Source organism: Yersinia pekkanenii, from assembly GCF_001152565.1.
In the GTDB taxonomy this organism is placed as follows: Bacteria; Pseudomonadota; Gammaproteobacteria; order Enterobacterales; family Enterobacteriaceae; genus Yersinia; species Yersinia pekkanenii.
Genome location: NZ_CQAZ01000014.1, coordinates 14,523 through 36,629 on the forward strand (window position 1 = coordinate 14,523; position 22,107 = coordinate 36,629).

The following is a 22,107-nucleotide window of genomic DNA, read 5'->3' on the forward strand; positions in this document are numbered from 1 at the left end:
CATCCCGCTAAAAACATTCACCATTACCCAGGCATAATGTATTCATTCCATACCTGACCGGCCGAGTGAGACCACTCTTAATAATTAACATTTATCTGACACTATTAATTAACTACTCTCGCGCTAAGTAATATTAATGTAATCTTCATGGGCGTTATTTGTTATTGAATTGGCTTTGGGAAATTTCCTACAAATAAATAGCATGGTCTTATTATTATCACCCCATAGCCCTGTTAGTCTTCGTTAAGAACATCCCACCTTAGAAAGTCAATCGTCGACAGACGTAACTTTAAAAATTAATCAGACGCCTCACTTTTTGCTGACAATGTTTAGAGAGAAAGAGAACAATTCTTTTTCATCCGAAATAAGCTAAGGATCTGCAATAAATTGGGCAAGTTAATATGGTAACTTTATGTTCAAACACTTCAGACAATATCTTTCTACCACGAGTATTCAACCCGATGCAGAGTGCAAACAAGTTTCCTCGCGAGTTCCTGCCGCCGCGATCAACCCCATAACATTGGCGATGGTGGTTGCGTTCTCTGCCATTGCTTTACCACAAACCGCACTGGCAGCCTGTACCAGCACTGGAGTGGGCACCTATCTCTGTGAAGGCGTAAATACGGCTGGGATCACCCTGAGCGGTACAGACATCGCGGTTGAGACCCAACCGGGTTTCAGTATAATCGAGCCGAGTAATACGGACTCTGCGCTGTCGTTAATCGGTTCTGGTGCCATCAGCTACCTGGATACCCACGGCTCTGTACTCGATACCGCAGGTGCCAATTCCCTGCATATCGAGAATGATACCTACCCAACCGGGCAATCGGCGTCCACTCACGTTCAGGCCAACGGTTCGATGGGCCGTGGTATATTCATCAACAACAGTAGCGCTACCGACTCCGCCATACGGGTGGATGCTTCCGCGATGATATCCAGCGGCCTGGGTGACTCTACCGCCCTTGACATCTATTCATATGCGATGGGAGACAGCACTGTCTCACTGAATACCCATGCTATTTCTGGATTTGTCGGTATTCAAAGCTCCAACTATTCAACCAACGGAACAGCCATCACCAACATCAATATTGCCGATGATATCAACGTCAAAAATATAGGTGCGTTTATCAACAATAGTAGTTATGGTTACGCCGGTATAGTTAATTTCGACTCAAAAAACATCAGTGCAGAATCCGGTGCTTTGAGTATTTATAATACCGGTAGAACGGTTATAACCAATATCAATGTTGATGGTGATATTAATTCAACAGATAGCCAAGGCTCCTATTTTTATAACTCTGCGGACGACGGTCTTTCAAGCTTTACGCTGCGGGCAAATAATGCCACTGATTTATTATATGTCCTTAATAACAGCGATCAGGGCGCGGTGATAACCGATATTATATTGACCGGTGATCTTACCGGTATTTCAGGGGGGCTGGGTGTCGATACTTATTCGAACGACGGAGACGTCAAGACATCAGTCAAATTAGCGAACGTTAATATTGAAGACGGTAATATAAATATTAACGCCAGAAGTCAAAATGGTAACTCGCTCGTAGGCCTTGATATTTCGGGTAATGTTAGTAGTGAAAATCACGGAGATGTGTTCATTAATGCGAGCGGCGTCAATTCCACCATCATCGCCAATGTAAATAACATTTATTCCCAGGCTGGCAACTCAGCGCTCGAAACCTACAACACGGGCCTTCACGGTTTAATTTTATCGGCCATTACCGCAACTGGAGATCTCATCACTGATGGCATAGGAGCAAGGTTCCAGAGCTATGTTAATCAGGGGGATGCCACCGCAATAATTAATCTCAATAATGTCACCTCAGTTTCCGAAGGTGTGGATATAACAACCTTCTCAATTGAAGGAAATTCAGCAACCTCTCTCACCGTGGCGGGGCAGATTAATTCCAGCGAAGGCAAAGGTATTCTGCTTAGATCTTCGGCAGAGAGCGGCAATACACTGATCAACGTGGATGCCAATAATATCGTCAGTAAAGATGATGCCATTTATATTAGCGACGATTCCTACAATAATACCGGCCTATCTGCCATCGACATCATCACCCGTGGCGCGCTGGTCTCGCAAGAAGGCTACGGGATTAATATCGAAACCAATACCGCAGAGAGCTATGTCACGGTAGGGGGTTTGGTGCACGGCGGCAATGGCACCGCTATTGGCATTCATCGGCTGGATAATATTAATAAATCAGCCACGTTAGAACTGCAATCCGGTTACGCCCTTGAGGGGGCCACACAGGCGCTGGTATTTAATGGCAACTATGTCGATCTGAGCAATGCCTCGCTGGATCTGGCCAACAGTCATTTGGTGCTGGGCGGCACCGGCGGGGCCACTTTCGACCTCAGCCGTATCGATAATCGCGAAGAGGCTATTCTGGATGGCGAGGCCAACCGCATCACCGGCTTCGGTACCCTGACCAAAACTAACAATAGCATCTGGACGTTGACCGACGCCAACATGAACAACGGCAGCGTTAATGCCTTCCTGTCTGCCAATATCGCTGCCGGTATTTTAGTCCTGGATAACGCCACGCTGGGTTTGACCTCTACACTGGCTAATACCGCGACTGTGGCGTTAAGCCGTCTCAGTGCTGCCGATATCGCCGTTGATCCTACCCTGGTCGCTACTGAAACCGGTGCGTTGACACTGGACAACGGTGCGGCGCTGTCTTCACTTGGCGCATCGACCCTGATCGGTAACCTCACCAGCGCCGGTGAGATCCTGTTATCAAACCGCTATACCGGCGGTAATGGATCCGCTACCGATGACCGACTGACCGTGACCGGCAACTACGCGGGTGAAAACGCATGGCTGACGTTCGATACCGTGCTCGGTGACGACAACTCGGCCACCGATACCTTAGTCATCGAGGGCAATGCGACTGGCACCACCTCCGTTCGGGTTAACAATGCGGGCGGTCTGGGCGCTGATACTGTTAAGGGTATCAATCTCATTGCCGTGGGCGGTCTGGCACAGGATGGTACCTTCTTACTGGCCGGGGACTATGTCACCACCGATGGTTATCAGGCGGTGGTGGGTGGGGCTTATGCCTATACCTTACACGCGGATGGGCAGGCAACCACCGCAGGCCGTAACTGGTATCTCTCTTCTGAACTTCCGGATCCAGAAGGCCCGGGACCAGAAGGTCCAGATCCGGATGGGGGTGACGGCTCAGGTCCGCGCTATCAGGCGGGTGTCCCGCTGTATGAGCAATATCCACAAATATTGGCGGCGTTGAACACCCTGCCAACCCTGCAACAGCGTGTCGGTAACCGCGACTGGTCACAAGGCGCATTGACTGAACGGAGTCCAGATAGCCTTGACAATAATCAATGGGCCTGGGGCCGTATCGAAGGCAGTCGTCAGGTCACTGACCCGGCGCGCTCTACCAGTGGTTCGCAACGTGATATTGATATCTGGACGTTGCAGACCGGTATTGATATGCCGTTATATCAGGGCCAGGATGGTTCACTACTGGCCGGTGGGGTGAATTTCTCCTACGGTAAAGCCAAAGCAGACATCAGCGCGTTCTTTGGTTATGGCAGCATTGACACCTCGGGTTACGGTATCGGCACCAGTCTGACCTGGTATGGCAATAATGGCGTGTATGTCGATGGTCAGTTGCAGACGATGTGGTTTAACAGCGACCTGAACTCCAGTACCGAAGGGCACTCTGTGGCCAGCGACAATAATGGCCGTGGGTATGCCTCGGCGATCGAAACCGGTAAACGTTACTCATTGGGTCACGGGCTGTCGCTGACACCACAAATGCAGGTGACCTATTTGCGGGTAGATTTCGATACCTTCCGTGATCCGTTTGGCAGTGAGGTTTCACTGCAAGACGGCGACAGTCTGCGCGGGCGGGTTGGCGTCTCACTGGATAAAGAAACGGCCTGGACGGCGAAAGATGGCACTACCCGCCGCACACATATTTACAGTAATGTCGACCTGCACAATGAGTTTCTCAATGGCAGCAAAGTGCACGTTTCCGGTGTTGAGTTCGCTACCCGAGATGAGCGTCAGTCGGTCGGTGTCGGCGCGGGCGGCACCTATGAATGGCAAAATGGACGCTACGCAGTGTATGGCAATGTAAACCTGCTCAGTGCCACCCGGAATGCCGGTGACAACCATACCGTCGGCGGCACAATCGGCGCGCGGGTCAGTTGGTAAGTCAGGATTAGGTTGTGTTATATCGGGGTATCAGTATGCAGATACAGTACTGATACCCTAACTTAGCGGTTCCGCAACACTCGGATATTATCGCCCCTTCCCCGCATCATCAATCAGCTACCCATGAATTTAAACGGGAATGTCTCATCGGCCCTGCGATGTAGCGAGCCGACGTTACTCCGGTATTTACCCATAACGGCTCCACATCGACATATCATGCGGCTACGTTTGCCACGCACAACACAAAACCCCCGCCGAAGCGGGGTTTTATGGAATGAGTGGAGTTGACCGGTAAGCCGGGTTCTGTCGTGGACAGTCATTCCTCTAGGCCAGCAATCGCTCACTGGCTCAAGCAGCCTACCCGGGTTCAGTACGGGCCGTACCATGTGAACCCCTATTTGGCCTTGCTCCGGGTGGAGTTTACCCTGCCACGAACTGTTGCCAGCCGCGCGGTGCGCTCTTACCGCACCCTTTCACCCTTACCTGATCCCACTTACGCGGGCCATCGGCGGTTTGCTCTCTGTTGCACTTGTCGTAGGCTTGCGCCTCCCAGGCGTTACCTGGCACCCTGCCCTATGGAGCCCGGACTTTCCTCCCCTTCACCTGTCTCCCCCGAAAGGGACGGCAGCGAAGCGGCGACTGTCTAGTCAACTCCGCGGCGGATTATAGTCATATTAGCGCTGAATGTCATCTTCCAGCGGCAATAAAGATTCAGCACGCTAAATTAGCGGTTTTCATTTCTATGCGGTTTAAATAATGTAAAGCTTATTGTAAATAAATTTACAATAATTTTCTTTTAAGTCATGAGGATAGATAATATTTATTGACTAGAATTAAAGATAGTCACCACCACTAGAGCAAGATTAATTGATTTCCTTATTTTTGCTCGGGAGCTTTACCATGAAACGTTCAGTCGGTTTTATCATCCCGCTAATTACTGTTGCACTATTAAGTGGCTGTGTCGTCGAGCCAACACGGTATGCGGAACCCGGAATGGTGGTTGAACCAAGCGTGATTGTGGAGCCAGATGTCGTCACCCCCCCTGGGGTCGTCTATGTGGAACCCAACTACCCAAGGCCCGCACGGGGCTATGTATGGCGCTATAGGGAAGGATATAACTGGGGTTGGTATCACCCACAATATGGCTGGCATCATCGCGGCAGGTAAAACTAAAAGCGCCCTGAGGCTGGCTATCATGCCTCAGGGACTCAATGCTTACTCGCCGCCGCCCTGCTCTTGAGCATTTTGCTCAAGTGCGTGCTTATAGAGTGCATTCTTTTTCACGCCATGAATTTCCGCAGCCAAGGCAGCGGCTTTTTTCAGTGGCAGCTCTTTTTGCAACAGTGCCAGGGTGCGTAACGCAACAGCAGGTAAGGCATCATCGGCCTGCACTTTATGCCCTTCAACAATCAAGACCATTTCGCCACGGCGGCGGGTTTCTTCTTCCTGAACCCAGGCCAGTAACTCGCCGACCGGCGCGCCGTGAATAGACTCCCAGGTTTTGGTTAATTCTCTGGCCAGTACCACATAGCGTTGCGGGCCAAGTACGGTTACCATATCCTGTAAACTATCCAACAAGCGATGCGTTGATTCATAGAAGATCAGTGTTCGAGGTTCCTCAATCAGCGCTTGCAGAGTATCCTTACGACCTTTGGTTTTCGCAGGCAGGAAGCCTTCGTAGCAAAAACGATCTGAGGCAAGACCGGCGGCAGAAAGTGCTGTAATCGCCGCACACGCGCCCGGTAATGGCACAACTCTGATGCCAGCTTCACGGCAACGGCGCACTAAATGGTAGCCCGGATCGTTGATAAGTGGTGTACCTGCATCTGAAACCAGCGCAATACTCTGGCCTGCTTGCAGTTTCTCCAGCAAATGATCGGCTTTTTGTTGTTCGTTATGGTCATGAAGTGCAAACAGACGGGCGTTGATCGCAAAATGCTGTAACAACAACCCTGTATGACGTGTATCTTCTGCCGCAATCAAATCAACGCCTTTCAGTACCTCTAACGCCCGGTGGGTAATATCCCCTAAATTACCGATTGGGGTGGGTACCACATAAAGCGTAGATGCAGAAATCACTGCTCGATCGTGTTGATTCATTGTTTCATCCGAATTACCGATTTAATATTGAGCATCTTGAAAAAAACATCACTGGATACAGTATGCTTTCCTCAACATTCGTTCGTTCCAAAGCAGGGCTTGTCCCTGTTGTGCTGGCTGCCCTGATACTGGCTGCCTGTTCAGGCAGAGCACCACAGACGCCGCCACCCGTAAATATACAGGACGAAGCAAGCGCTAACTCTGACTATTATCTGCAACAGTTACAACAGAGCGATGATGATAACAAGGCTGGCTGGCAATTACTCGCCATTCGTGCCCTGTTACGCGAAGGGAAAACCCCTCTGGCGGCTGAACAGCTGGGTGTTTTACCGGCAAATCTGAGCGATGCACAGCGCGAGGAACAGCAATTATTGACCGCAGAACTGCTGATTGCTCAGAAAAACACCCCTGCCGCAGCCGATATACTCGGTAAGCTGGATGCCAGTAAGCTCTCGGCTAACCAACAGGTTCGCTTCTATCAAGCCCAAATTGCTGCCAATCAAGGTAAAGCGACACTGCCCCTGATCCGTGCGTTTATCGCTCAGGAACCGTTGCTGAAGGATAAGGCTCATCAGGATAACCTTGATGGCACCTGGCAATCGCTGGCACAGCTGACACCGCAAGAATTAAATAATATTGTGATTAATGCCGATGAAAACGTGCTGCAAGGCTGGTTGGATTTACTGCATGTGTATCAGGATAACAAGCAAGACCCTGAGCTGCTGAAAGCCGGTATTAAAGACTGGCAGAACCGTTACCCACAAAACCCAGCGGCGAAAAACCTGCCAACAGCATTAACTCAGATCAGTAACTTCAGCCAGGCATCTACGGCAAAGATTGCGTTATTGCTGCCATTAAGTGGCCCGGCCCAGGTATTTGCCGATGCTATCCAGCAAGGTTTTACTGCGGCACAAAATGGTTTACCGGTCACAACCCTGGCCTCCGTGACACCTGATGTCACCGCAAGCGCACCAACCAATGCAACTGCGGTAACACCTACAGATGTGGCCGCCACAGTCGTACCGGCTCCAGTGGCCGCCCCTGTTGCGACTAACAATGTACAGGTGAAGGTCTATGACACCACAACTCAGCCCATGGCGGTATTATTGGCACAAGCCCAGCAAGATGGCGCAACACTGGTTGTCGGCCCATTGCTGAAGCCCGATGTTGAACAGTTGAGCGCCACGCCAAGTACACTGAATATTCTGGCATTGAATCAGCCGGAAGTCAGTACCAACAGCCCAAACATCTGTTACTTCGCGTTATCTCCAGAAGACGAAGCCCGCGACGCCGCACATCATCTGTGGAGTCAGGAAAAAAGAATGCCATTGTTGCTGACCCCACGTGGAGCCTTTGGTGACCGCGTCGCCAAAGCCTTCGCAGAAGAGTGGCAGAAACAGGGCGGGCAGACGGTATTGCAGCAAAACTTCGGTTCTACTGCTGAACTGAAACAAGCTATCAACAGTGGTGCCGGTATCCGTCTGACCGGTCAGCCAGTGACCGTTTCGGCTACACCTGCCGCCGCACCGGCATCGGTTACCATTGCTGGCCTGACGATCCCGGCTCCCCCGGTCGATGCACCAGTAGTATCCACCTCTGCGGGGGGTAACATTGATGCGGTTTATGTCATTGCCACTCCCGCCGAACTGACGCTGATTAAGCCAATGATTGATATGGCCACCAGTACACGCAGCAAACCGGCGTTGTTTGCCAGCTCACGTAGCTATCAGGCAGGGGCTGGCCCGGATTACCGTCTGGAGATGGAAGGCATTCAGTTTAGCGATATTCCATTGATGGCAGGCTCTAACCCCGCGCTGATGCAACAAGCGGCAGCCAAATATGCCAACGACTATTCGCTGGTGCGTTTGTATGCCATGGGTATTGATGCGTGGACATTGTCGAATCATTTTGCTGAAATGCGCCAGATCCCTGGTTTCCAGGTCAGCGGCACCACCGGTGATTTAACCGCATCAGCGGATTGTGTTATCACTCGTAAATTACCTTGGCTGCAATATCGTCAGGGGATGGTGGTACCGGCAGCGTAATTTGACGACGTACAATTTGATAATATACCCAAAGAACGTGGAGTTGCAGGGAGTGCAAATGAGCCAACGGAACACTGGCACCCATTACGAGAATCAGGCTCGTCGCCATTTGGAGCGGGCTGGCTTAATGTTTAAGGCGGCCAATGTCAGCTATAAATGCGGTGAAATTGACCTTATTATGCGCGATGAGTCAACCTGGGTATTTGTTGAGGTTCGCTTTCGGCGCAATGACCTTTTTGGTGGGGCCGCTGCCAGTGTCACCTATCGCAAGCAGCAACGGTTACTCCAGGCCGCTACGATATGGCTGGCGCAGCGAGGTGCCAGTTTTGCCTCAACAGCGTGCCGTTTTGATGTTTTTGCCATCACAGGCAGTCAGGTAGAATGGCTGCCTAACGCCTTCAATGCAGATTGACAATCTTTTCTCCGGTTTGATACCGGGTAAATAATTTTACTGAGTGGGTTAACGTGCTGGATAGAATCAAAGGCTGCTTTACAGAAAGTATTCAAACCCAGATTGCCGCGGCTGAGGCTCTGCCTGATGCCATATCCCGTGCAGCGATGACGTTGGTTCAGTCACTGCTCAACGGCAATAAAATTCTCTGCTGTGGTAACGGCACATCGGCGGCTAATGCACAGCACTTTGCTGCCAGCATGATAAACCGTTTTGAGACCGAACGGCCAAGCCTGCCGGCTATTGCTTTGAATGCGGATAATGTTGTTTTGACTGCCATTGCTAACGACCGTTTGCACGACGAAGTCTATGCCAAACAGGTGCGGGCACTCGGTCAAGCTGGCGATGTTTTACTGGCTATTTCTACTCGCGGCAATAGCCGTGATATTGTAAAAGCGGTCGAAGCGGCAGTCACCCGTGATATGACCATTGTTGCCCTGACCGGTTATGATGGCGGTGAGCTGGCTGGGCTGTTAGGCCAGCAGGATGTTGAAATCCGGATACCTTCGCACCGTAGCGCACGCGTTCAAGAATTACACATGCTCACAGTGAATTGCTTGTGTGACTTAATTGATAACACTCTATTTCCTCATCAGGACGATTAAAGGAGCACCAATGAAGGTCGGTTATATTTTTGCCATGCTATTCAGCGCCCTGCTATTGCAAGGCTGTATCGGTGCCGTGGTGGTAGGCAGTGCAGCCGTTGCAACTAAATCGGCTACAGACCCACGTTCTGTCGGCACTCAGGTAGACGATGGCACGCTGGAGGCCAGAGTCGTCAACGCGCTGAGCAAAGATCAGCAGATAAAAAGCCAGACACGCTTTGTGGTGACAGCTTATCAAGGGAAGGTTTTGCTGACCGGGCAATCGCCAACCACAGAATTGTCTGACCGCGCCAAACAAATTGCCGCAGGTGTCGATGGTGCAACGGAAGTGTATAACGAGATGCGCCTGGGTAAACCGGTCGATCTGACCACCGCATCGATGGATACCTGGTTAACCACTAAAGTCCGGTCACAATTACTGACCGCCGATTCAGTTAAATCGTCTAATGTGAAAGTCACTACCGAGAACGGCGAAGTATTCCTTTTGGGTCTGGTCACTCAACAGGAAGGGCAATCGGCGGCACAGATCGCCAGTCAGGTCAGCGGCGTTAAGCACGTCACCACCGCGTTCACTATTGTGAAATAACGCCGTCGTTTAAAAAGATAAATCCTATTATGGGCCGGGAGAAATTCAGGCCCATTTTTAGCTACCCAAAACATCAAACCATTAATCTAACTCATTCGCCTGTATGAATTCCTTCCCACCCAATTGCCGCATCTGGCGCAAAATCCACTGCTGGCGGGAAATAACATAACCCGATGGCGCATTTACCTTAAAACGTAACGGATTGGGCAACACTGCGGCCAACAAGGCGGCCTCTGAGGCGCTTAATTTGCTGGCCGGTTTGTTGAAGAAATGACGTGAGGCCGCTTCGACGCCAAAAATACCGTCGCCAAACTCTGCAATATTCAGATAAACCGTCAGGATGCGGCGCTTGGTCCATATCAGTTCGATACTGGCGGTCAACCCCACTTCCAGACCTTTACGCACCCAGCTACGACCATTCCACAGGAACAGGTTTTTGGCCGTTTGCTGCGACAGTGTTGATGCGCCACGGATACGATTTTGATTGCGCTGATTATGGGATAACGCTGACTCGATGGCACCAACATCAAACCCCCAATGCTCGGGGAACTTTTGATCTTCAGCCGCCATTACCGCCAGCGCCATATAAGGTGAAATTTCATCCATTGGCACCCAATCAGAATGGGCCACATACGAAAAATCCCCCGTTAACCAGGCCCCGAGTTGCCTTTCGATCATCACCATAGAAAAAGGGACCGGCAAAAAGGCAAAAATCAAAATGCCCGCCAGCCATAGCGCAGCGATGCCGATAACGCCCCGTTTCCCCCAATACCAAAGCCAACTCAAACCGCGCCTGACTGACATCATTCAGCTAAATCCAGTACCTTTGTCACCAGTTTATCGATTCCTTTTGCTGCTTCAGAAATTGATGCTGCCAGCATGTAGGCCGGGGTTGTCACCACTTTATTCTCGACATCGACCACCACATCATCGACAGGGCATACAACATGCTCTCCGCCCATAACTTCAATTGCATCAATAATACCGAGATCGTTACCCATCGTCAGACGGATAGATTTACCCAATAATTTGGGTAGCATCACCGGCGAAATACACATAAACCCAATGGGTTTACCCGACTGATGCATTGACTGAACTAACGTGACTAAATCCGGATCTATAGTGCATTCAGCCCCTTTAAGGGCAAAATCGCTGAGGTTCTTTGCCGCGCCAAAGCCACCGGGGACAATCAGTGCATCCAATTGCGCTGAATCGGCGGAGGAAAGAGGCTTGATAGCGCCACGAGCAATGCGGGCCGACTCCACTAATACATTCCGCTGCTCGGCCATTTCCTCGTTGGTAATATGATTAATAACATGCAGTTGGGGTTTATTTGGGGCAAAGAACACAACCTCTGCGCCAGCACGATCCAATGCCAATATTGTTAAGACAGATTCATGTATCTCAGCTCCGTCGAAAACACCACATCCGCTAAGTACTACACCGACCGTTGTCATCACACTTCTCCTTTTTGTACGCTGTCAATCGCTTAACCCGTTCTAGTAACAAAGACCAATCTCTATCACATATTTTAATGAATCTTGTAACAAGAGCGCTTACATTTGCTATGTTATTGCTTGTATGATGTATGGACGAATCCTTACAACCTGCGAATCCACTCGAAATCGAAATAATATACCCTACATAATTCGAGCTACAGGAAGGCGGTAACTGAGCGAGTCTCCAGGAGCTTACATCAGTAAGTGACCGGGGTGAATGAAAGCAGCCAACGCACATGTCCCTTGAAGTATGACGAGTATCGCAGGTTAACGATTTCCCTGGTGTTGGCGCAGTATTAGCGCACCCCGGCCTCGGTCGGGGTTATTTTTTTTCAACTTCCGCTACCCACTCACGTAATACCTGCACATCATTGCGCCATTCTAATTTTACTTCATCGACCCAATCTTGCACGTTGTCCCACCATGCTGGCAGTGTTGGTGTTTGGATCTGCTGTGCAAGCTGCTGGATATGGCGCAAACCAACAGAGCCGGCGGCACCTTTAATCTTATGTGCTTCTTCGGTAATCCCTTTTTGATCCCGCGCGGTCATGTTTGAGTCCAGCAGCGCTAAATATCCCGGCATCATCTGTTCAAACATTTCCAAGCTTTGATGAATCAATTGTGGACCAACCAAATCGATGTATTGTTCCAGCATCACAGTATCAAGTAACGATTCATGGGTTTGCATCACAATATGTTCCTGTTTTTTTGCGGAGGAAGGAGGCTTATGATCCCAGAACTGCTTAATCATGGCCGTGAGTGCCGGAACCGACAACGGCTTGCTCAGCACGTCATCCATCCCTGCATCTAAATACTCTTTTTTGTCTTTGAGGACGTTGGCGGTCAATGCCACCAGTGGCGGCAGTGATTGTGGGTCATATTCCGCCCGAATTTGCCGGGCAATATCCAACCCGCTCATATCCGGTAACTGAATATCCAGTAGTACTAAATCAAAATCATCCGGTTTGAACATCGCCAAGGCATCATGGCCGTTCATCGCCACCTCAACGCTGTTACCTAATTTTTCCAACACCGAGCGCGCGACAATGACATTCAGCTCGATATCTTCCACCAGCAATATATGCAGAGCTGGCAGGGGCATATCATCACCTGACGGTGTGCTGGAGGCTTGCTCTACCACTGGTGCTTGAATGGTCAGGGTAAAACATGAACCTGACCCTTGCACACTTTTCACCGTGATATCACCCCCCATGCTTTGCGCCAACCGTTTAGAAACCGCCAGACCAATGCCAGTACCGGTTGCCGGGCGGCCACCATTGCTGTCTTTCACCTGATAATACATGGCAAAAATTTTGTCTTGTTCATCTTCAGGGATACCCATGCCTGAATCTTCCACTTCAAATATCAAGCGATCATTGCTCTCACGCCGTACCCGCACCACAATTTTACCTTGCTGGGTAAATTTCACTGCGTTGCCGATTAAATTCCACAGGATCTGGCGCAAACGGGTACCATCGGTAATCACCTTATCTGGCAAGGGTAATTGCGGTTCCATAATGAACTTCAGCCCTTTTGGCTGTACCAGCAGACCGGACAGATTTTCCAGATCAGCCATAAAACCAGTAAAATCAATCGGCTGGTTATCTAGCTGAACTTTTCGTCGTTCCAACTTATCCATCTCAATAATATCGTTGAAGATATTGCCAAGAGTGATAGCACTGACATGAATGGTTTTCAGGTATTTCAGTTGCTCGCTGTCTAATTCAGTATCCAGCAGGATACGACTCAGCCCCACAATGCCATTAAGCGGCGTACGCAACTCGTGGCTAATGGTTGAGATGAAGGTGGTCTTATCCCTACTGGCATTCTCCAGCGCGTCCTGATAGCGCTTACGTTCCGTTATATCGCGCCCAAAGCCCATCAATCCGTGCCGCTTACCGACACGGTCATAAAACGGCACTTTACGCAGTTCAAAGCAGGCTTTCCGCCCGTCGGGATAAACCAGCCACTGCTCGTAGGTTAGAGAAACGTTATGGCGGAAGACTTTCTCGTCCGTCTCCATGACTTTTTCCGCAATATCAGGCGCATAGACATCTTTAGGTGTCAACCCGACCAATTGCTTCTCGCTTTTGCCGGTTAGCAATTCCATCGCCCTATTGCAGCCAGAGAACTCATTATCTTCGTTGCGGTAATAAACCAGATCTGGCGAGGCATCTAAAAAGGAACGTAATAAAGCAGACTGCTGGCCCAGTTCAATCTGAGCCTGTTCACGGTGGCCCATCTCTTCTTTCAGTTTATCGACCACTTGCAGATGCGCTTTCTCTGCTTTTTCACGCTCAACAATTTCCTGATTAAGTTGAGCAATATTTTCTGTCAGTTGTTGATTCAGTTCTAAATCACGATAACGCATCACTTCAAGCTTATCCACCAGACGCGACAGGCGCTGGCGCGACTCTTCCAGTTGCTCAACCACCACCGACAAGAAATACACCGCCCAGGGTGTTATCAGTAAACCAAAGAAGATAGAACGCACTAAATCGAGGGTTTCAACAGCGCCACTCAACACAAAAGTCACCGCCATCTGCACCACCATGGCCAGTAACACCAGCACAGAAGCCAGAAGCAGTGAGAAACGAACCAGTCCTAACTTAACCATTAAATCAACGTAGTATTGGGCTAATACCCTGATTTGCTTCATAGCAACCCCTGTCAGTGTTTCTGGATATCCCCTGGAATCTATACCCAAAGTTATTGGAGTTGCAGGTAGGCAGCCAGCAAGCGAATCCCGATGAGCTTACTCAAGTAAGTGATTCGGGTAAGTGCGCACAGCTAACAACCCTGCGACTTCAAATACGAAGGGTATAAATCATACCGTAAAACCGGCAAGAGATAAGATGGCTTCCTCAGAAGTGTGGAAAAGATTGCAAATCATGGAGAGAGATTGCGAAACAAGCCAATTATCTGCCAATAAACGGTAGGCATAGCCAAAATAAGGTGGGGGGCAAAACTTACGGCGTAGCGAGCTAAGCCAGACTGAGCACGGCATAATCTCAGTATGACGACGCGCAGTAGCCGATCACAACCCCGATGCTTGCCCGCCATGAGCAAGCATATAGTTATTCAGCTCATTCATGCCGGTCCACCGGTTTGCACACCATAACGGCGCTAATAATGTGGGCCTGCGCGCACTGGCAGAAATCCGATGATAAACAATATCGGCTGGGGTATGGCGGATCATTTCACCGGCGGTAAACACGTAATCTTCCAACACTAATTCCTGCAAACGCCCTGCCCGCCATGCTTTCCCCAGGGTGCTACCTTCCACAATATGCAGCGGATGTAGTTTCAAACCATCAACACCAGTTGCGACCACTTTTTCCAGCGTGTCCATGCACTGCCCCTGATCCTCACCGGGCAAGCCGACAATCAAATGGCAGCACACTTTCAGACCTCTGGCACGAGCGCGGCGCGCAGTTTGCTGATAGCAGGCAAAATCATGGCCACGATTAATACGCTTTAGGGTTTTATCATTTGCCGTCTGTAGCCCCAGTTCAAGCCAGACTTCGTAACCTTGCCGATGATAACCACTCAATAAATCCAACACCGCATCCGGTACACAATCAGGCCGGGTTCCTACACATAAACCGACAATATCAGCCTCGGCCAACGCCTGCTCATACATCGCCGCAAGCGCATCCACCTCTGCATAAGTACTGGTATAAGCCTGAAAGTAAGCCAGGTAACGTTTTGCCCGATTGGTTTTTTTCGCCTGTGCCGCCAGTTGTTGCGCAATACTCTGTTGCTGCATTTGCTCATCCGCAAATGAAGCCACCTGGCAAAAAGTGCAACCGCCACGACCTAGCGTTCCATCACGATTAGGGCAGCTAAACCCGCCGTGCAGCGTGAGTTTATGTACTTTCTCACCGTAGCGGCGCTGTAAATCCGCACCAAACATATTGACTAATTGTTGCAACTGCATAATCTTGATGCTGCCTGTCGAAAAAGAGTCAGTAGACTACTCACCAGCGACCTAATGCGCGATGACAGAGATCAACTCCCATGCTCTTGGGTGCAACTCCGCATAACCATTCACTATAAGTGCAAATAAAATCATTTGACCGATGATTAAATTTTCTTATTTACACCAACCCCTTAGCGCTTCTGTTACAATTCAGTGAAAAACAGTTTTAAATACCAATAAATATAAAAAATTTAGAATATAATTCCAACATCCCCGCCAGCACTAGCAGGGTGCAGAGATTTGTCGATTGCACTATAGTGAGACAGCTCACACTTTAACACCGACACCATCGGGTACCTAACAGGCAAAAAAACCAATAAAATTATATTATTCATAGTGATAACCCATTTATTGCTTTAAAGATAACTCTTAAGCCTATATTTGACCTGAGTATTCTTTCTCGCTAAGTTGGAGGTCCGCTGGAAGCTTTCTAGACGGGCAAACGTCTAGTCATAATTATGCAGTAATTTAAGACTCCCTCTTAAAACAAGTCTTTTACCACTTGTGAGAACCGTCACAAGAGGCCATTGGCGGAGGGCGGAAAAGCAGATTGGCCGAGAAATACACGCCTGTCAGCCCATACCGTCTGATGTAACCATGTCCTTTTGGAGTCGATTTGTGAGAGTCGCGCAGAGCCTGGGGAGGTTCACAAATATGTTGTACGATAAATCCCAAGAGAGGGACAACTGTGGTTTCGGCCTAATCGCCCACATAGAAGGCGAACCTAGCCATAAGGTGGTGCGTACAGCTATACACGCGCTGGCCCGAATGCAGCACCGTGGCGCGATCCTTGCTGATGGCAAGACCGGCGACGGTTGTGGTTTGCTATTACAAAAACCGGATCGTTTTTTCCGGATGGTCGCTGAAGAACGCGGATGGCGTTTGGCCAAAAACTATGCCGTAGGCATGATGTTCCTTAGCCAGGACGAAGAACTCGCCAAGGTAAGCCGCCGCATCGTAGAAGAAGAATTGCAAAACGAAACGCTGTCGATTATTGGCTGGCGTGAAGTGCCGACCAACCCGGACGTTCTTGGTGAAATCGCCCTCTCCTCCCTGCCTCGGATTGAACAAATTTTTGTGAACGCCCCTGCGGGTTGGCGTCCACGCGATATGGAGCGCCGTCTGTTTGTCGCGCGTCGCCGTATCGAAAAGCGTATTTCAGATGATAAAGATTTCTACGTGTGTAGTTTCTCTAATCTGGTGACGATCTATAAAGGCTTATGCATGCCTGCGGATCTACCACGCTTCTATCTTGATTTGGCTGACCTGCGCCTTGAATCGGCAATTTGCCTATTCCATCAGCGCTTCTCAACCAATACCGTGCCACGCTGGCCACTGGCTCAGCCGTTCCGCTATCTGGCCCATAATGGCGAAATCAATACCATCGCCGGTAACCGCCAATGGGCACGGGCACGGGCTTACAAATTCAAAACCCCATTAATCCCGGATTTGCAGGATGCCGCGCCATTCGTTAATGAGACCGGTTCGGACTCCAGTTCACTGGATAACATGCTGGAACTGTTCCTCAGTGGCGGTATGGACTTGATCCGCGCCATGCGTCTATTAGTGCCACCGGCCTGGCAAAACAACCCGGATATGGACACTGACCTGCGCGCCTTCTTTGACTTCAACTCCATGCATATGGAGCCGTGGGATGGCCCGGCCGGGATCGTGATGTCAGATGGCCGGTATGCGGCCTGTAACCTTGACCGTAATGGTCTGCGCCCTGCGCGTTATGTCATCACCAAAGACAAATTGATCACCTGCGCCTCTGAAGTCGGTATCTGGGATTATCAGCCCGATGAAGTGATCGAGAAAGGCCGTGTTGGCCCTGGTGAACTGATGGTGATCGATACCCGCAGCGGTAAGATCCTGCACTCAGCCGAAACCGATAACGATCTGAAAAGCCGCCACCCGTATAAAGAGTGGATGGAGAAGAACGTTAAGCGCCTGGTACCCTTCGAAGATCTACCCGAAGATCAGGTGGGCAGCCGTCAGTTAGATGATTCGACGCTGGAAACCTATCAGAAGCAGTTTGGTTACAGCAGTGAAGAGCTGGATCAAGTCATCCGCGTACTGGGTGAAATTGGTCAGGAAGCGACCGGTTCGATGGGTGATGACACCCCATTTGCCGTACTTTCCAGCGGCCCGCGCATCATTTACGATTACTTCCGTCAGCAATTTGCGCAGGTCACCAACCCGCCAATCGATCCGCTACGTGAGGCGCACGTCATGTCACTGGCCACCAGTATCGGTCGTGAAATGAACGTATTCTGCGAGGCTGAAGGTCAGGCGCACCGTCTTAGCTTTAAATCACCGATCCTACTGTTCTCCGACTTCCAGCAATTGACCACGCTGGAAGGGGAACACTATCGCGCTGATCGTCTGGACCTGACCTTTGACCCGTCAGAGACTGATTTGGAACAAGCGGTTCTGGCGTTATGTGAAGAAGCTGAGCGTAAAGTGCGTGATGGAGCCGTCATGTTGGTGCTCTCTGACCGCGCAATTACCCCGCATCGCCTGCCGATGCCAGCCCCCATGGCGGTCGGTGCTATCCAGACTCGTCTGGTAGAAAAAAATCTGCGCTGCGACGCCAACATTATCGTTGAAACCGCCAGCGCCCGTGACCCACATCACTTCGCGGTGTTGCTTGGTTTCGGTGCCACTGCGATTTACCCTTATTTGGCTTATGAATCATTGGCTAAATTGGTTGATACCAAAGCGATTGATAAGAAGTATCGCGATGTGATGCTTAACTATCGCAACGGCATCAATAAGGGCCTGTACAAGATCATGTCCAAAATGGGCATCTCGACAGTGGCCTCTTATCGCTGCGCCAAATTGTTCGAAGCCGTTGGCTTGCATCGTGACCTGTCTGAGCTCTGCTTCCAGGGGGTGGTTAGCCGCATTGGCGGGGCCAGCTTCAGTGATTTCCAACAGGATCTACAGAATCTGTCCAAACGCGCCTGGCTGAAACGCAAGCCATTAGATCAGGGCGGTTTATTGAAATTTGTCCATAACGGGGAATACCACGCGTACAACCCGGATGTGGTCAGTACCTTACAAAAAGCGGTTCACAGCGGCGAATATAGCGACTATCAGGCCTATGCCAAACTGGTCAATGAGCGGCCGATCGCTACGCTGCGTGATCTGCTGGCGATTAAACCGCAAGGCACTCCGATCCCAGTGGATCAGGTTGAACCAGCTGAATCACTGTTTACCCGCTTTGATACTGCGGCAATGTCTATCGGGGCACTGAGTCCGGAAGCACATGAATCACTGGCCATCGCCATGAACAGCCTTGGTGGTTTCTCTAACTCTGGCGAAGGTGGCGAAGATCCAGCTCGTTACGGCACCAATAAGGTTTCCCGTATCAAGCAGGTGGCGTCTGGTCGTTTCGGTGTAACACCGGCGTATTTGGTAAACGCCGATGTTATCCAGATCAAAGTGGCACAAGGTGCAAAACCCGGTGAAGGCGGCCAGTTACCGGGTGATAAAGTCACGCCGTATATCGCCAAACTGCGTTATTCCGTGCCGGGTGTGACCTTGATCTCACCACCACCACACCATGATATTTACTCGATCGAAGACTTGGCACAGCTCATTTTCGACTTGAAACAGGTCAATCCGAAAGCCCTGATTTCGGTGAAACTGGTCTCTGAACCGGGTGTGGGTACCATTGCTACCGGTGTGGCGAAAGCCTATGCCGACCTGATTACTATCGCCGGTTACGACGGTGGTACCGGTGCCAGCCCGCTGTCGTCGGTGAAATATGCCGGTTGCCCGTGGGAACTGGGGTTGGTTGAAACTCAACAAGCACTGGTCGCCAACGGCCTGCGCCATAAAATCCGTCTGCAAGTGGATGGCGGCCTTAAAACCGGCGTCGATATTGTTAAAGCGGCTATCCTGGGTGCCGAAAGCTTCGGCTTCGGTACCGGCCCCATGGTGGCGCTGGGCTGTAAATACCTGCGTATCTGTCACCTGAATAACTGCGCCACCGGTGTAGCAACTCAGGATGAGAAACTGCGACGCGACCACTATCACGGCTTGCCTGAGCGTGTGGTGAACTACTTCCAGTTCATCGCGCGGGAAACCCGTGAAATCATGGCCGAGTTGGGGGTAAGTCAACTGGTTGATTTGATTGGCCGTACCGATATGTTGCTGGAACTGGATGGTATCTCAGCCAAACAGAACAAACTGGACCTGTCGCCGTTGCTGCAAACCGCCACGCCGCATCCGGGTAAAGCACTGTTTTGCACTGAAAGTAACCCGCCATTCGACAAAGGGACGCTAAACAAAGAATTGCTGTCGCAGGCTGCGCCACATATCGAAGCCAAACACAGCAAAACCTTCTACTTTGATATTCGCAATACAGACCGTTCTGTCGGGGCCGCCTTATCCGGCGCGATCGCCACTAAACATGGCGATCAGGGCATGGCAACTGATCCAATCAAAGCCTACTTTTCCGGTACTGCCGGTCAAAGCTTTGGGGTCTGGAATGCGGGTGGGGTTGAACTAATGCTGACTGGTGATGCCAACGACTATGTGGGCAAAGGGATGGCGGGTGGCCGTATCGCGGTGCGTCCTCCAGTGGGTTCCCACTTCCGCAGTCACGAAGCCAGTATTATCGGCAACACCTGCTTGTACGGTGCTACTGGCGGTAAGCTGTTTGCCGCAGGCCGTGCCGGTGAACGCTTCGCAGTACGTAACTCCGGGGCCATCACCGTTGTTGAAGGTATCGGCGATAACGGTTGTGAATATATGACCGGCGGGATCGTCTGCGTACTGGGCCGCACCGGGATTAACTTCGGTGCCGGTATGACCGGTGGCTTCGCTTACGTTCTCGATGAAGACGGTGAATTCCGTAAACGTGTTAACCCTGAGCTGGTAGAAGTCTTGGATGTCGATCAATTGGCAATCCACGAAGAACATCTGCGCGGGCTGATCACTGAGCATGTCCAGTTGACCGGTTCTGGCCGTGGCGAAGAAATTCTGGCTAACTGGCCGGAGTGGGTGACCAAGTTTGCTTTGGTTAAACCGAAATCCAGCGATGTGAAAGCACTGTTGGGCCACCGTAGCCGAACCGCCGCCGAGTTGCGGGTTCAAGCGCAGTAAGAGGTTGAAATGAGTCAGAATGTTTATCAATTTATCGACCTACAGCGTGTAGATCCGCCGAAAAAGCCGCTGAAGATCCGTAAAATTGAATTTGTTGAAATTTACGAGCCATTCTCGGAAACACAGGCTAAAGCACAGGCAGACCGCTGTTTGTCTTGCGGTAACCCTTACTGTGAATGGAAATGCCCGGTTCATAACTACATCCCTGACTGGCTGAAACTGGCCAATGAAGGGCGGATTATGGAAGCGGCGGATCTGGCCCACCAGACGAACAGCTTGCCAGAGGTTTGTGGCCGCGTGTGCCCGCAAGACCGTCTGTGTGAAGGGTCTTGTACTCTGAACGACGAGTTCGGCGCGGTAACCATCGGTAATATCGAGCGTTATATCAGTGATAAAGCGATTGAGATGGGCTGGAAGCCTGATATGTCCCATGTTCACCCTACCGGTAAACGTGTCGCCGTTATTGGTGCTGGCCCTGCCGGGTTGGCCTGTGCTGACGTATTGGCGCGTAACGGTGTGCAGGCGGTGGTATTTGACCGTCACCCAGAGATTGGAGGCTTACTGACCTTCGGTATTCCGGCCTTTAAGCTGGAAAAAGAAGTGATGATTAAGCGCCGTAAAATCTTCTCTGAGATGGGTATTGAATTTCAGCTAAATATCGAAGTTGGCAAAGATATCACCATGGATGCTCTGCTGAAGGAGTATGACGCGGTGTTCCTTGGTGTGGGGACTTACCAGTCTATGCGCGGTGATCTGGAAAACGAAGATGCATCCGGTGTGTATGATGCGCTGCCGTTCCTGATTGCCAATACCAAACAGTTGATGGGCTACGAGGCAACCGCTCACGAGCCATACATCAGCATGCAAGGTAAACGCGTGGTGGTACTTGGTGGTGGCGATACCGCTATGGACTGCGTTCGTTCCTCAATCCGTCAGGGGGCAACAGACGTGGTCTGTGCCTACCGTCGTGATGAGGTCAACATGCCAGGCTCCAAGCGGGAAGTGAAAAATGCCCGTGAGGAAGGCGTTGAATTTAAATTCAACCTGCAACCATTGAGTATTGACGTTAACAGCAACGGCAAAGTCTGTGGCGTAAAAATGGTTCGTACTCAACTGGGCGCACCTGATGCACGGGGCCGTAGCATGGCTGAGCAGATCCCTGGTTCAGAACATGTTCTGCCCGCCGATGCCGTGATAATGGCGTTTGGCTTCCGCCCACACAGTATGGAATGGTTGGCCGCTCACGACGTAGCGCTGGATAAACAGGGCCGTGTGGTCGCACCTGAAAGCACTGATAATGCCTTCCAGACCAGTAACCCAAAAATCTTTGCCGGTGGCGATATTGTCCGTGGTTCTGATTTGGTGGTGACTGCCATTGCTGAAGGCCGCAAAGCCGCAGAAGGCATCATGAATTATCTGGCAGTCTGATAGCCAATATCCATCGATATATCCAAAGAAATCAAGGGCTGGTTATCCAGCCTTTTTTTGTTGCTTCCCGCCCGTCCTCACTCAAAATTTTG

The 22,107-nt window shown here is 50.6% G+C and carries 13 protein-coding genes and 1 other RNA gene; 8 read left to right on the forward strand and 6 right to left on the reverse strand.

Annotation, left to right across the window (positions count from 1 at the left end):
* Positions 1–412 precede the first annotated feature (412 nt).
* Positions 413–4,204: an autotransporter outer membrane beta-barrel domain-containing protein gene (locus AEP37_RS08950; RefSeq protein WP_049612509.1), complete on the forward strand. Its 3,792-nt coding sequence runs from the start codon at positions 413–415 to the stop codon at positions 4,202–4,204.
* A 276-nt stretch (positions 4,205–4,480) separates the two neighbouring features.
* Here the strand turns inward: AEP37_RS08950 and rnpB are convergent.
* Positions 4,481–4,859: RNase P RNA component class A (gene rnpB, locus AEP37_RS24255), an RNA gene on the reverse strand.
* Between the two features lie 245 nt (positions 4,860–5,104).
* On the opposite strand from rnpB, the gene AEP37_RS24770 reads away from it, so the two are divergent.
* On the forward strand, positions 5,105–5,371 hold the full coding sequence (locus AEP37_RS24770) for a hypothetical protein (RefSeq protein ID WP_072086268.1): 267 nt from the start codon (positions 5,105–5,107) through the stop codon (positions 5,369–5,371).
* A gap of 48 nt (positions 5,372–5,419) precedes the next feature.
* On the opposite strand, the gene rsmI is transcribed toward AEP37_RS24770, so the two are convergent.
* A complete protein-coding gene (gene rsmI, locus AEP37_RS08960) occupies positions 5,420–6,304 on the reverse strand; it encodes a 16S rRNA (cytidine(1402)-2'-O)-methyltransferase (protein ID WP_049612512.1) in 885 nt (294 codons plus the stop codon).
* 62 nt (positions 6,305–6,366) lie between these two features.
* Here rsmI and AEP37_RS08965 point away from each other — a divergent pair, with 62 nt between their 5' ends.
* The 4 genes from AEP37_RS08965 to dolP are packed head-to-tail and all read left to right on the forward strand — an operon-like array spanning position 6,367 to position 9,991.
* Positions 6,367–8,349, forward strand: coding sequence for a penicillin-binding protein activator (locus AEP37_RS08965; RefSeq protein WP_049612650.1), 1,983 nt, complete (start codon positions 6,367–6,369; stop codon positions 8,347–8,349).
* A 58-nt stretch (positions 8,350–8,407) separates the two neighbouring features.
* Entirely contained in the window at positions 8,408–8,761 is a 354-nt protein-coding gene (locus AEP37_RS08970) for a YraN family protein (protein ID WP_049612513.1), read from the forward strand.
* Positions 8,762–8,814: 53 nt separating this feature from the next.
* Positions 8,815–9,405, forward strand: a complete 591-nt coding sequence (gene diaA / locus AEP37_RS08975) for a DnaA initiator-associating protein DiaA (RefSeq protein ID WP_049612515.1) — start codon at positions 8,815–8,817, stop codon at positions 9,403–9,405.
* 10 nt (positions 9,406–9,415) lie between these two features.
* The gene (gene dolP, locus AEP37_RS08980; protein WP_049612516.1) at positions 9,416–9,991 is read left to right on the forward strand and encodes a division/outer membrane stress-associated lipid-binding lipoprotein; all 576 of its coding nucleotides are present in this window, start codon (positions 9,416–9,418) and stop codon (positions 9,989–9,991) included.
* 81 nt (positions 9,992–10,072) lie between these two features.
* Here the strand turns inward: dolP and mtgA are convergent, their stop codons facing one another.
* From mtgA to AEP37_RS09000, 4 genes are all read right to left on the reverse strand, one after another.
* Entirely contained in the window at positions 10,073–10,798 is a 726-nt protein-coding gene (gene mtgA, locus AEP37_RS08985) for a monofunctional biosynthetic peptidoglycan transglycosylase (RefSeq protein WP_049612518.1), read from the reverse strand.
* On the reverse strand, positions 10,795–11,448 hold the full coding sequence (gene elbB / locus AEP37_RS08990) for an isoprenoid biosynthesis glyoxalase ElbB (protein ID WP_049612520.1): 654 nt from the start codon (positions 11,446–11,448) through the stop codon (positions 10,795–10,797). Before elbB ends, mtgA begins: the two co-directional genes overlap by 4 nt.
* Positions 11,449–11,812: 364 nt before the next feature.
* Positions 11,813–14,149, reverse strand: coding sequence for an aerobic respiration two-component sensor histidine kinase ArcB (gene arcB, locus AEP37_RS08995; RefSeq protein WP_049612522.1), 2,337 nt, complete (start codon positions 14,147–14,149; stop codon positions 11,813–11,815).
* A 378-nt stretch (positions 14,150–14,527) separates the two neighbouring features.
* Positions 14,528–15,430 (reverse strand): TIGR01212 family radical SAM protein, encoded by a 903-nt coding sequence (locus tag AEP37_RS09000; protein WP_049612523.1) that lies wholly within the window; start codon positions 15,428–15,430, stop codon positions 14,528–14,530.
* 696 nt (positions 15,431–16,126) lie between these two features.
* Here AEP37_RS09000 and gltB point away from each other — a divergent pair.
* Positions 16,127–20,587 (forward strand): glutamate synthase large subunit, encoded by a 4,461-nt coding sequence (gltB, locus tag AEP37_RS09005; protein ID WP_049612525.1) that lies wholly within the window; start codon positions 16,127–16,129, stop codon positions 20,585–20,587.
* A 9-nt stretch (positions 20,588–20,596) separates the two neighbouring features.
* Positions 20,597–22,015, forward strand: a complete 1,419-nt coding sequence (locus AEP37_RS09010) for a glutamate synthase small subunit (protein WP_049612527.1) — start codon at positions 20,597–20,599, stop codon at positions 22,013–22,015.
* Positions 22,016–22,107: the final 92 nt, after the last annotated feature.